Source organism: Streptomyces sp. NPDC060205, assembly GCF_042728395.1.
Taxonomy (GTDB): Bacteria; Actinomycetota; Actinomycetes; order Streptomycetales; family Streptomycetaceae; genus Streptomyces.
The window spans coordinates 1-12,789 of sequence record NZ_JBHWZP010000275.1 but is presented as its reverse complement, the minus strand read 5'-3'; the positions used below and the strand labels follow the sequence as shown (position 1 = coordinate 12,789).

Below are 12,789 nucleotides of genomic sequence, written 5' to 3'. Positions count from 1 at the left end.
TGCGGGTCCGGTGGGGGCTGGTCGCGCAGTTCCCCGCGCCCCTCAAAAGCGGGGCTACGCCCCATGCTTTTGCCCCTAAGGGGCGCGGGGAACGGCGCGGGCAACCCCCACCGGCCCGCAGATGCACAACAACAAATCGCCCCCTTCGAAGACCACCGGACCGCACATGCGCGACAACCCGCCACCCCCTCCAGGGGCGCGGGGAACTGCGCGACCAGCCCCCACCGGACCCGCACCCGGGCACACGCCCCCTGCCCCGCAAGGGGCGCGGCCCGCGACGGCCGAGGCCCGCCTTGAAGGGGCGCGGGGAACGGCGCGAACGGCCCCCACCGGACCCGCAGATGTGCGACAACCAGTCAGCCCCTAGGGCCCCGCCCCCGCAAGCTGGAGTGCAGCTCGTTCGGGATGGGCGCAGGGCATGGATCTGCCCCGGCTCCGTGTGTGGAGCCGGGGCAGATCGGGGGTCGTGCGTGCGAAGGCGTCCCCACCCCAGCGCACGCACGAGGTCAGTGGGTGACCCAGTCGATCCCGGGCCCGCTCACCGCGCAGCGGCTAGTGGGCGATGACCGGCACCTTCAGGTCGTCCTCGGCACCGTCGGCGGACTCGGACGCCGCGTTCATGTCCACACTGCCCGCGTTGACGAAGGTGAAGACGATCGCCGCGGCCGCCACGAGGATGCCGACCGCGAACCAGATCGCGTTCGTGTACCCGTGCACCTGCGCCTGCAGCTGCACCAGCTGCTGCTGGGACTGCGTGGCCGCACCGCCGATGTGGTCCTTGACGTACGCGGTCGTGGCCGAAGCCGCGATCGTGTTCAGCAGGGCCGTACCGATCGCGCCACCCACCTGCTGCGAGGTGTTGACCATCGCGGAGGCGACACCGGAGTCACGCGGTTCGACACCGAGCGTGGCCAGGGACATGGCCGGCATGAACGCCGTACCCATACCGAGGCCGAGCAGCAGCATCGCCGGCAGGAGCAGCGTCGCGTACGAGGAGCCGATCTCCATCCGGGTCAGGAGCAGCATGCCGAGCGCCGCGACCAGGAAGCCGGGGCCCATCAGCAGCCGCGCCGGAACGCGGTTCATCAGCCGGGCGCCGATCTGCGTGGAGCCCGTGATCATGCCCGCGATCATCGGAAGGAAGGCGAAACCGGTCTTGACCGGCGTGTAGCCCTTCACGATCTGCAGGTAGTACGTCAGGAAGAGGAACAGACCGAACATCGCGATGATCGCGAGGCCGAGCGAGAGGTAGATACCGCCGCGGTTGCGCTCGGTGATGACGCGCAGGGGCAGCAGCGGGGCCTTGACCTTCGACTCGACGACGACGAACGCGGCCAGGAGCAGCGCCGACGCGACGAACAGGCCGATCGTGGTGGTGTCGCTCCAGCCCTCGGACTCGGCGCGCGTGAAGCCGTAGACGAGCGAGACCAGACCGAGGGTCGACAGGACGACACCCGGGATGTCGAGCGGCGAGCGGTTGCGGCTGCCGACCGGCTCACGGATGACGAAGTACGCACCGGCGGCGGCGACGACCGCGAACGGGATGTTGACGAAGAAGGTCCAGCGCCAGTTCAGGTACTCGGTGAGGAATCCGCCGAGGATGAGGCCGACGGCGCCACCGCCACCGGCGATCGCCCCGTAGATGCCGAACGCCTTGGCGCGTTCCTTGGAGTCGGTGAACATCACCGCGAGGAGGGAGAGCGCGGCCGGGGCGAGCAGCGCGCCGAAGGCACCCTGCAGCGCGCGGGAGCCGAGCAGCATCGCCTCGTTGGTGGCGGCGCCGCCGAGCGCGGACGCGCCGGCGAAGCCGATCAGACCGGCGACGAAGGTGCGCTTGCGGCCCCACAGGTCGGCTATGCGGCCACCGAACAGGAGGAGTCCGCCGAAGGCGAGGGCGTAGGCGGTGATGACCCACTGCCGGTTGCCGTCGGAGATCCCGAGGTCCTGCTGGGCCGAGGGAAGGGCGATGTTCACGATGGTCGCGTCGAGCACGACCATCAGCTGGGCGAGCGCGATGAAGACCAGCGCTTTCCAGCGGTTGGAATCGGGAGCCGGCGCCTTGGCGGCGTTGGCCTGGACTGTTTCAGACATGGGAGTACCCACTTCAGGACTTCGTGGCGAAAAAACGTGACGGAAGGGACGGCTCGTCACCGGTGACGTCTTCGTCGACTTCGTTGTCGACGCCCTCCTCGACGTCCTTGTCGATGACGACCGGTGGCTTGTGGTGTGAGTAGTGACTCTCGAAAGGCGCAGATCTGATCGCTCGGCCGCCTCAGGCGGTCGCCCGATCGGTCAGGCTCGTCGCAGGTCCTCCATGGTCGCGGCCGCACCGGGCAGTTCGGAGCGGGCGGGCGCCCGTAGCCCGTCCAGGAACAGCTGCAGGTGGCGGTGTACGAAGCGGTCCATGTTCGGGCACGCGGTACCGGGCAGTGGCCGGGTGAGCTGGCTGACGGCGATCATGAGATCCCCGACTGCGACGTCGGGACGGAGCTGGCCCGCGGTCCGGGCCCGCCCCATGAGTGTCTCGATCAGCTCCTCGACCCGCTCGCGCGAGGCGACCAGATCCGGGTGGTTCTCGTCGAAGGCCTCCGAGAGCATCGGGCACAGGGCACCGATCCGCTCGTCGGCCGAAGCGTGCACGAAGCGCGAGAGTGCCTCGAAGGCGTCACCGGTCTCGGCGAGCATCTGCTCGACCTGTTCCGAGACACGGTCCATGACCGAGCAGACGACCTCGCGCTGGAGGGCCGCCCGGTCCGGGAAGTTGCGGTACAGCGTGGCGTTGCCGATACCCGCCCGGCGGGCGATCTCGTCGAGCGGCACCTCGGCACCGAACTCGACGAACATCTCCCGTCCGGCGGCGACGATCCGCTCCCGGTTGCGCAGAGCATCGGCCCTCGGGCGGGGCACCTTGCGCTGGGCGACGGTTGCGGTCTCCACGGCGTACTCCTTCGACGTTCTCTCGGTGGTCTCTGCCGTCCGGCCGATCCGGGGAACGCCTCCCCGGTTCGTGCGGACACAGGTCTAAACGGGGAAACGATCCCCGGTTATTTCCCGATCCTGAAGAAGTTCGATGTGACCTGAGTCACAGATCATTCGGGGGTGGTTTGCCACCCGTCTCCCACGATCGGTCTCCTCCAGCGCGCGCCCCGCCATCCGGCGGCACAGGGTGATCGGACAGGGTGCAGCCAGAAACGGCCGGCTGCCCGGAGCGAAGGGCTTCGCATGCAGCCGACCAGCCGCCGGATACGCCCGCGCCGCCGCACCGCAGCCCTCGTCTCGGTCACCGCACTCACCCTGGCGGTCAGCACCTCCGCCGGAACCGGACACCTGACGGGCGGCTCGACCTCGGCGGCGGGCCCCGTGGCACCGGCGGCCGGCACCTCCCCGCTCGGTCCCTGCATGATCAGCGGTCCGGCGGGCGTGCAGATGTCGGAGGGCATCCCCACCCCCGCGGGCTACGCGCGTTCCACCGGCACCGTCCGCGCCCTCAACCTGATGGTCGACTTCTCCGACGCGCCCGGACAGGGCAAGGCGCTCGACCGCTTCGGTGAGTTCTTCCCGCAGACCACCGACTGGTTCCGCACCAGTTCGTACGGCCGTCTCGACTACCGTCCGCAGGCCCCCATAGGCGACTGGCTGCGCATGCCCAAGCCCTTCAAGGAGTACGGGATAGAACGCGGCGCCCCCTTCGACCCCGGCTACCGCGAACTGGTCCAGGACATCGTGAGCACCGCCGACCCGAAGGTGAACTTCCAGGACTACGACCTGCTGAACGTCCTGATCACCCCGAACGCCGGCCCCTCCGCCCTGGACACCGTCCTGTCCGTCACCTTCGCGGGCAACACCGAGGCGCCGGTCGCCGACGGGGTGCCCGTCGCCAACGCGTCCTTCGTCTACAGCCGCCAGGACGACGGGTCCGGCACGTACGCGGAGACCGGTTACCGCGTGCTCCCCCACGAGAACGGCCATGTCTTCGGACTGCCCGACCTCTACACCCAGGACGGCGGCGGCGCGGTCGGGCACTGGGACATCATGAGCGAGGACTGGGGGGCCGACAACGACCTGCTGGGCTGGCACAAGTGGAAGCTCGGCTGGCTCGACGACTCCCAGGTCGGCTGCGCGGCCTCGCCCGGCACGACCGAGCATGTGCTGACCCCGCTGACCGAGCCCGGCGACGGCGGCAAACTGGTCTTCGTGCCGGTCGACGCGAAGACGGGGTACGCGGCCGAGCTGCGCACCCAGGCCGGCAACGACGACTCGGTCTGCAAGACGGGCGTACTGATCTACAAGGTGAACGCCGACGTCGACACCGGCCACGGCCCGATCTCGGTGATCGACTCCACGAAGGACAGCGGCGGCTGCACCCGCAGCCCGAACGTCCACGCCGAACTCTCCGACGCCCCCTTCTCCCCCGGCCAGTACTTCAAGGACCTGGAATCCGGCATCCGCATCACCGTCGCAGGCAAGGACCCCAAGGGCAACCACCGCGTGTACGTGACCCGCACCCCGTAAGTCTTTTGCTTGCAAGGGGCGCGGGGAACGGCGCAATCTTTTTGCCTTCAGGGGCGCAGCCCCCTGAAGGGGCGCGGGGAACTGCGCGACCAGCCCCCACCGGACCCGCAGGTCACATACGCCCGGCCCCACCCTCCCCCTCCCCATTCATTACCGTGGTCGGCACACCGTTATGGGGAGCCATGCCACCGACCCACGTCACCCCGCCCAAGCCCGACGCAGTCGACCCCGCCGAGGCAGTGGCCCCGCTGATGCGCGGCATCACCGTGCTGCACCGCCTCACCGAGGCGAACGGCACGCAGAGCCTCAGCGCCCTGGAGAAGACCACCGGACTCGCCAGAAGTACGGTGGACCGCATCGCGGCGACCCTCGCCCGCATGGGCTACCTGCGCCTCGACGGCCGCGACGCCGTCCTCACCCCACGGCTGATGGAACTGGGCAACGCCTACCTCGCCGCGCTCCGCCTCCCCCGTCTGCTGGACACCCGCGCCGACGCCCTCGCCGACGAACTGGACGAGTCCGTCTCCCTCGCGGTCCCCGACCGGGACGGCATCCGCTTCATCCACCAGGCCACACGCCGGCGCGCGATGTCCCTGAGCTTCCGTATCGGCGACCTGCTCCCCGCCGAACGGACCGCGCCGGGCCCGCTGTTCGCCACCGGGTGGACGCCGCAGGACTGGGCGCGGTGGCGGGACAGACGGGCGGCGGACCCGCAGGACCGTGGCTTCCCCGCGGTACCGCCACGCGAACACCCCACCCGCGACGCGGAGTTCGAGGAACGGGCCCGGCAGGCGGGCACCCGTGGCTGGGCCCTGGACGACCAGCTGATCGAACCGGGCCTGGTCGCCGTCTCGGTGCCCGTACGGGACCGGGCCGGCCACGTCGCCTGCGTGGTGAGCGTGGTGAGCCACACCAGTCGGCACAGCGCGGACTCCCTGCGGGAGACCATGCTGCCGCGGCTGCGGGCGACCGTACGCGCCATGGAACGGGATCTGCGCGAGGCGCCCGCCCGGCCGCCCGCCGCCCCGGCCGGGCTCGCCGCCTGGACCGGCGCCTCGAAACAGGAACTGGGCCGGGAGTTCGTCGAGTCGCTGGCCCGCGGGCTGACCGTGATCACGGCGTTCGGCGAGGGGCGGGCGGAGCTGACGCTCACCGAGGTGGCGCAGGCGACGGGGCTCGCGCGGGCGACGGCACGGCGGGCGCTGATCACGCTGGAGCACCTGGGCCATGTCACGTCCCACGGGCGGCACTTCACACTGACGCCCCGCGTCCTGTCGCTGGGCTTCCCGCCCCTGTCCCGTACGACGCTGTCGCAGATCGCGGCCCCGCACCTCGCCGATCTCGCGGGGCGGCTGCACGACTCGGCGTCCCTCGCGGTCCTCGCGGGCGACGAGATCCAGTACACGGCCCGGGTCGCGACCAGCCGCATCATGAGCGTCAACATCACGGTCGGCACACGGCTGCCGGCGTACGCGACCTCGCTGGGGCGGGTGATGATGGCGGACCTCTCCCCCGCCGGGCGGGAGCCGTTCCTGACCGGCCGCCTGGACGCGCTGACCCCGCACACGGTCACGGACCCGGCGGGCCTCGCGGCCGTCCTGGACCGCGTGCGGTCGGCCGGGTACGCGCTGGTGGACGGGGAGCTGGAGGAGGGGCTGCGGTCGATCGCCGCTCCGGTCCGGGACCGTACGGGGGGTGTCGTGGCCGCCGTGAACGTGGCCATGCACAGCTCTCGGCGGACGGTCGAGCGGTGTGTGGCGGAGGTGCTTCCGGAGCTGTCGGCGACGGCGGGGCTGATCGAGGCGGATCTGCGGGTTGCGGGGCGCTTCACCCGCGTACCTGTCGCCTAGCCGGCGGGGGGATGGAACGGGGTTGCGGGTCGGGTGCGGGTCCGGTGGGGGCTGGCCGCGCAGTTCCCCGCGCCCCTTCAGGGGCTGCGCCACCTGAAAGACAAAAGACTGCGCCGTTCCCCGCTGCCCTGCGTGCGGCACCAGCTTCTTTGCGTGTGTGGGTTGGCCGTGCTTGGGTCGGGCGATGAACTTCTTGTTGACGGCCAGTGGTGTGCGCAACGGCACGCAGCGGGATGCGCTGCGGGACATGCTGGGGAAGCCGTTCGGATCGGCGAACGTCGTGTACGTTCCGACGGCGTCGCTCGCCGAGCCCGGGGACCACGGGTGGTTCGTCGACGACCTGAACCGCATGCGCGACCTCGGCTGGCGGGAGTTCGACGTCCTGGAACTGAACGGCCTGCCCCGGCAGTTGGTGCTCGACCGGCTGTTGCGCGCCGACGTCATCTACGTCAGCGGCGGCAACCATTACCACCTCGCGCGCAGCATCACCGGCAACGGCCTGGCCGACGGCTTCCTGGAGGCGCTGGAGAGCCGGGTCTACGTGGGGTTCAGCGCCGGTTCGATGATCTTCAGCCGTCGTCTCGACGAACGCTCCGCCGATGTCATCGGGGACGCCGCGGACCTCCACGTCCTCGGCGCGACGACGCTGGAACCGCCGTTCGGCCTCTTCGACTGGTATCTCAAGCCCCACCTGTACTCACCGGACTTCCCCGAGCGCGACGACGCGTGGGCGGACCGGATCGCCTCGCGGGCGGACTTCCCGATCTACTTCACCGACGACGACACGGCGGTCCGCGTCAGGGACGGCAAGGTGGATGTGGTGTCGGAAGGCCGCTGGCGCTTCCACCCGTGACACGCCTGAGCCGGACGCGCCTGTCCGACCGAAGGCCGACCGTCGGGTGCGGGCCCGGTGGGGGCTGGCCGCGCAGTTCGCCGCGCCCCCAAAAGCCCACGGGCCGACCGTCGAGTGCGGGCCGGTGGGGGCTGATCGCGCAGTTCCCCGCGCCCCTCAAGAAGCCCGGTGCGGGCCGGTCGCACAGTTCGCCGCGCACCTCAAGAAGCCAGTTCGCCGCGCCCCTGGGTGCCTAGGGGCGCGGGGAACTGCGCACTCTTTGACCGGGCCGGAGCTACGCGCTCTGGCGGGAGACCGGGCGGTGCAGTGGTGAGGGCGCCTCCGGCGGGGGCGTGCCCTCTCGGCGGCGGCCGGAAGCGACCAGTTCCTTCAGCGTCGGCTCCGCCGCGAGCCGCGGCAGCAGCAGGGCCCAGAAGCGGGTGAGCATCGACTGGGAGAGCCACTGCGCGTTGCGGCTGCCCAGCGCCCCGAATCCGACCGTCGCCGCGACCACCGCGTGCGCGGCGTCCTGCGGCGCCACGTCCCGCGCCAGCGCGCCCTCCCTGGCCGCCTGCGCCAGCAGGCTCTCGACCCACGCCTGCCAGCGCCGCCGCAGATCCGCCCCGGGCGCCACCGGCACGGGACTCTCGCTGAGGTCGAACCCGGCCCGCAGGATCACATCGTGCCGCAGACCCCGCAGCAGGGCGTGCGTCGTGTCGACCAGCACCTGCAGCGGCCCCCCGCTCCCGGCGGCCTGCCCGCGTGCCGCACCCTCGTGGGTGATCTGGCGCAGCCGCTGCGCAGCCGCCTCCCACACCGCCGCGGTGAGCGCCGCCTTGCTGGCGAAGTGGAAGTGCAGCGCGCCGTTGCTCACACCGGCACGGGTGCTGATCGTGGACAGGGACACGACGTCGAAGCCGTCCTTGCTGAAGAGTTCGGCCGCCGACTCGATCAACGCGTTGCGCGTACGCACCGCTCGCTCCTGCTGGGCCATCAGAACGCTCCGTTGCTGCGAGGGCATGCCGGAAAGGCAGAAACACGATAACAAACCGCGCGGGCGGTTTCTATAGCCCCTACGGGGCCGGCGAGAGGAGCACCGGCAGTGAGCCGTAGCCGTTGACGATGAACGACTCCACCGGCTCGATCCCGTCCACCGGTACCGCCAGGGCCAGTCGGGGAAAGCGCTCGAACAGCGCGGCCACCGCCACACCCGCCTCGATTCGCGCGAGCGGGGCCCCCAGGCACCGGTGCACCCCGTGCCCGAAGGCCAGGTCCTCACGCCGGCCCGGCCGCAGCACATCGAAGACGGCGACATCGTCCCCGTACGCCTCGGGGTCGCTCGAAGCCGCGGCGAAGGAGACGAGGATGGGATCTCCCTGACGGATCGTCACCGCGCCCTCGCCCTCGCCCCCGTCCACGCTGCCGTCCGCGTCCGTTCCGGATCCGCCGCCGCCCAGCGTGATGTCGTCGACCGCGAACCGCATCGGCGAGTACGCCGCCGGGCTGTGCACCCGCAGCGTCTCGTCCACGACGTCGGCCCAGGTCGCCCGTCCCTCGCGTACGTGGGCCAGTTGGCCGGGGTGGACGAGCAGCGCGCCGACGGCGTTGGTGATGAGGGTGCAGGTCGTCTCCTGGCCCGCGGCGATCATGAGGTAGAGGGTGCCGAGGAGTTCCTGCTCGCTGAGCCCGCCGTCCTGGTCGCGGACCTCGATCAGCGCGGACGTCAGATCGCCGCCGGGGCGCTCCCGCTTCTCGGCGACGAGCCGCGCCAGCATGCCGAAGACCTCGACCTGCGCGGCGGCCATCTCCGCGGCAGGCACCGCTGTGCCGAACACCAACTCCAGCGCGGTGCACAGGGGTTCGCGTGCCTCCTCCGCCACGCCGAACAGCTCGCAGATCACCCGCATCGGCAGGAGTTTGGCGAACTCGGCGCGCAGATCCACCCGTTCGCCGGCCGGGTGGGCGGCCAGTTCGTCCAGCAGCCCGGCGGTGAGTTCCTCGACGCGCGCCCGCAGCGCCTCGCTCCGGCGTGCGGTGAACGCGCCCGCGACCAGCCGTCGCAGCCGGGCGTGGTGCTCCCCGTAGGCGAACAGCATGTTCTCGTTGGCGACCCACGGATACAGCGGCCACTCGGCGTCTATCCGTCCGTCGACGAAGGCGGGCCAGTGCTGCCGGGCGTCCTTGGACACCCTCGGATCGAGAAGGAGCTGCTTGACGTACTTCTGCCGTACGACCGCCCAGGCGGTCACCTCACCCGGCAGTTCCACCGCGGCGACCGGCCCCCGCGAGCGCAGTTTCCCGGCCTCCGAGGCGAGGTCGCGCCCTGTCACGTCCAACGCGTACGGGCAGGCGGACATGTCCATGCGTGCACTCCGTTCGGTAGGTCGTTCGCACGCCCCGCCGACACGGGGAGGCGTCTTACTGGGGCGCCCGGCCCGGGCGCCTCACTGAACGGCGGTCACGGCCCCAGCCGCCGGCACGGTCCGCGACGGCTTCCCGATCCTGTCCGCGACCTCCCCGACGGCCGCGCCGCCGCGGTCGCCCTCGGGGTCGCCCTCCGGGTCGTCCTCCGGGTCGGGATCGGACCCGGGCTCCGCCTCCGCGTCCGCCTCGGTCGCGGCCTCCGCCTCGCGCAGCCGCATGGCGTCCGCGTGGACGCGGGCCGCCCGCTCGGGGGAGAAGTCCAGCCGTACGAGGATCCCGGGCACCGCGATCGACGGCATCAGATGCCGGTAGAGGTCGGCCACCCGCTCCGCCAGGTCCGCGCGGCCCGTCATGATCCGCGACAGCACCTGCACGCCGGTGAAGGCGCCCACGAACAGCTTGGCCAGCGCGTCCACGTCGGCGTGCGGCAGCACCTCGCCCTTGGCCTTGGCCTCCCGGAAGAGGGCGTGCGTGTGTTCCTGCCAGGCCTGCATGGGCACCCGGCGGTTGAGATGGTCCTTGGGAGAGCCCTGGTCGACGGTCAGCCGCACGCTGCCCTGCACGATCGGGTCCCCGGTGTCCTGCTTGAGCAGATACGCGAGCAGCAGCGCCTCGTCGAGCGACTGCTGCAGTTTCAGCTCCTGTTCGGGCACGCGCGGCAGGGAGTCGACCTGTCCCGCGAGGACCGCCTGCGCCAGCTCCTCCTTGGAGGTGAAGTGGAAGTAGAGGGCGCCCTTGGTCATGCCGGACTTCTTGAGGACGTCCGAGATCGTCGCCGCCTCGTACCCGACCTCGTCGAACACCTGGGCCGCCGCGACGAGAATCGCGCGTCGCGTCCGAATGGCTCGCTCCTGCCGCGCCACGGGAACCTCCGTACCATCCCGCTCACCGGGAAAAAGAGACCAAGAGGTCTGTACCGTACGCTCACGACCTCGCGGCCCAGAATAAAACCAGCCGAACGGTTTCTCAAGGATTCGCCCAGCCCCAACTCGTGGCGCCGCGCCGAGCTGCGATGATGGGGAGAGATCACCGTCGACGCTCCCGGACACTCCCCTCGCTCGGCCCGATCAAGCCTTCGCATCTCCCCCGGCACCTTGAAAAGAAAACCGGTTGGTACGTATCTTTGTGGGGCAGTGGTCCGCATCCGACCAGTCCCACACCCTGGGGAGTTCGATGTCCGTGCCCGCACACACGAAGACCCACCCCGTCGCCGACGAACTGGCCCGGCTCCTCTTCGAGGGCGCCGACCGCGAGCGCGTCCACGGGCCCTGGCGCCGGCTCGTCCGCGGCAGGGAGTTCGCCTACCGGCCGGAACTGTCGCCGCAGGAGCGGACGGCACTGTCGTACGAGCGGCTGCGGCTGCTGAACGCGGCGGCGGGCGACCCGGTGGAGCTGGCGGCCGACCCGTACCGGCTCGCGGGTCTGCACGAGTGGACGGGTCCGGTGGACGGCGGGCTGACCACGCTCGCGAGCATCCACTACAACCTCTTCCTCGGCAGCGTCCTCGACCACGACGGCGGCCGCGAGAGGGACCTCTCCCGCTTTACGTCCCTGCAGAGCACAGGAACGTTTCTCTGCACGGAGTTGGAGCACGGCAACGACGTCGCGTCGATGGAGACGGTCGCGGTGTTCGACCGGGCGACGGGCGGCTTCCTGCTGACCACGCCCACCGAGGGCGCGCAGAAGTTCATGCCCAACACCAGCCTGACCGGCGGCCCCAAGACGGCCGTGGTCGCGGCCCGTCTCCTCGTGGACGGCGAGGACCGCGGCACGTTCCTCTTCCTGACCCCGCTCAGCGACGAGAACGGCCACCTTCCCGGCGTACGGGTCCGCCCGCTGCCCCGGCGCACCGGTACGCCGGTGGACCACTGCCTCACCGCGTTCGACCAGGTGTGGCTGGAGCGCGAGGCCCTGCTGGAGGCCGGGCACGGGCGGCTGTCCGCCGACGGGACGCTGACCAGCAGCCTGGGCAACAGACGCAAGCGGCTGCTGCGCTCCATCAACCGCGTCACCATGGGCAAGCTCTGCATGAGCGCCGGCACGCTCGGCATGTCACGCGCGGCCCTGACGATCGCGGTGCGTTACGCCCACAGCCGCCTCCTGTCCGGCCCCAGGGCGGGCGAGCGCATCCCGCTGGCGGCCCACCGCAGCCACCACGGCCGGCTGCTGCACTCGCTGGCCACGGCGTACGCGATGACGTTCCTGCACCGGTCGACGGTGAGCCTGTTCGCCGCGCACGCCGAGGAGGAGCGGGCGGAGGTGGAACGGGAGGTCGCCGTCGCCAAGGGATGGATCACCTGGCAGGCGCGGGCGATCACGACCGAGTGCCGTGAACGCTGCGGCGCGCAGGGGCTGTTCCCCGCCAACGGGCTGGCCGACCTTCCCCTCAACATCGAGGGCGGCATCACCGCCGAGGGCGACAACCTGGTGATCTGGGTGAAGGCCGCGTCCGAGATGGTCTTCGGCCATCAGGTGACGCGGGCCGACGACGCCCCTGCCGGGCCCGCCGGCCCCGCCGGTCCCGCCGACCGGGAGATCACCGAACTCCCCTTCCTGCGCTCCCTGCTGGCCGACGTCGAACGCATCTGGCAGGACCGGGCGCGGGCCGCCCTGCGCGAGGGGCCCTCCGGGGACCCGGTCGGCCGCTGGAACGTGACGTCGGACGCGGCGCTGGAGATGGTCTCCGCGCATGCGCGGCTCCGGGCGGCGGACGCGTTCCTGGCGGCCATCGCCCACACCGCCGCGGACACGCGGGCGGGCCGGCTGATGCGGAACCTGTGCCGGCTGTTCCTGCTGCGGGAGATCGGGCCGCACACGGGTGATCTGCTGGCCGAGGGCCGCGTCACGGCCGACCACGTACGGGGGCTGCCGAAGGCCGTCGACACGGTGGTGGGCGAGCTGGCGCCGCACCTGATGACCCTGGTCGACGCGTTCGACCTGCCGGCGGAGGTGCTGTCGAACATCCCGATCGCCAGCGGGGGGTATGTCGGCGGGGCCGACGTGTGTGACGGATTGGTGGGGGCGGCGGGCCGCTGAGCCCCGGCCCGTGTCCGGCCCGTCGCCCCCACCCGCGCCCCGATGGGGACTGCCCGCGCAGTTCCCCGCGCCCCTTAAAGGCCGCTGCTCGACTGCGGGTGCGTCGTGGCTGAGCGCGCAGTTCCCCGCGCCCCT

At 71.3% G+C, this 12,789-nt stretch carries 8 protein-coding genes and 1 pseudogene; 4 read left to right on the top strand and 5 right to left on the bottom strand.

From position 1 onward, the window contains the following. Window positions 1–552 precede the first annotated feature (552 nt). Both ACFWGJ_RS33865 and ACFWGJ_RS33860 read right to left on the bottom strand, forming a co-directional pair. Window positions 553–2,091: an MFS transporter gene (locus tag ACFWGJ_RS33865; protein ID WP_387332285.1), complete on the bottom strand. Its 1,539-nt coding sequence runs from the start codon at window positions 2,089–2,091 to the stop codon at window positions 553–555. Between the two features lie 201 nt (window positions 2,092–2,292). Further along, window positions 2,293–2,937, bottom strand: a complete 645-nt coding sequence (locus ACFWGJ_RS33860; protein WP_387332284.1) for a TetR/AcrR family transcriptional regulator — start codon at window positions 2,935–2,937, stop codon at window positions 2,293–2,295. A gap of 285 nt (window positions 2,938–3,222) precedes the next feature. Between ACFWGJ_RS33860 and ACFWGJ_RS33855 the strand changes: the two genes are divergently transcribed. The 3 genes from ACFWGJ_RS33855 to ACFWGJ_RS33845 all read left to right on the top strand — a co-directional run bounded on the left by ACFWGJ_RS33855 (window position 3,223) and on the right by ACFWGJ_RS33845 (window position 7,215). Continuing rightward, window positions 3,223–4,512, top strand: coding sequence for a M6 family metalloprotease domain-containing protein (locus ACFWGJ_RS33855; RefSeq protein ID WP_387332282.1), 1,290 nt, complete (start codon window positions 3,223–3,225; stop codon window positions 4,510–4,512). A 182-nt stretch (window positions 4,513–4,694) separates the two neighbouring features. Continuing rightward, window positions 4,695–6,362, top strand: a complete 1,668-nt coding sequence (locus ACFWGJ_RS33850; protein ID WP_387332280.1) for an IclR family transcriptional regulator C-terminal domain-containing protein — start codon at window positions 4,695–4,697, stop codon at window positions 6,360–6,362. A gap of 184 nt (window positions 6,363–6,546) precedes the next feature. Continuing rightward, window positions 6,547–7,215: a Type 1 glutamine amidotransferase-like domain-containing protein gene (locus tag ACFWGJ_RS33845; protein WP_387332278.1), complete on the top strand. Its 669-nt coding sequence runs from the start codon at window positions 6,547–6,549 to the stop codon at window positions 7,213–7,215. A gap of 274 nt (window positions 7,216–7,489) precedes the next feature. Here ACFWGJ_RS33845 and ACFWGJ_RS33840 read toward each other — a convergent pair whose 3' ends face one another. From ACFWGJ_RS33840 to ACFWGJ_RS33830, 3 genes and pseudogenes are all read right to left on the bottom strand, one after another. Beyond that, window positions 7,490–8,188, bottom strand: a complete 699-nt coding sequence (locus ACFWGJ_RS33840; RefSeq protein WP_387332276.1) for a ScbR family autoregulator-binding transcription factor — start codon at window positions 8,186–8,188, stop codon at window positions 7,490–7,492. Window positions 8,189–8,267: 79 nt separating this feature from the next. After that, on the bottom strand, window positions 8,268–9,557 hold the full coding sequence (locus tag ACFWGJ_RS33835) for a cytochrome P450 (RefSeq protein WP_387332274.1): 1,290 nt from the start codon (window positions 9,555–9,557) through the stop codon (window positions 8,268–8,270). Between the two features lie 252 nt (window positions 9,558–9,809). Next, window positions 9,810–10,481: pseudogene (locus ACFWGJ_RS33830) on the bottom strand (ScbR family autoregulator-binding transcription factor); the annotation flags it as partial. 310 nt (window positions 10,482–10,791) lie between these two features. Here ACFWGJ_RS33830 and ACFWGJ_RS33825 point away from each other — a divergent pair. Continuing rightward, window positions 10,792–12,654, top strand: coding sequence for an acyl-CoA dehydrogenase (locus tag ACFWGJ_RS33825; protein WP_387332272.1), 1,863 nt, complete (start codon window positions 10,792–10,794; stop codon window positions 12,652–12,654). The last annotated feature ends 135 nt before the right edge of the window (window positions 12,655–12,789 follow it).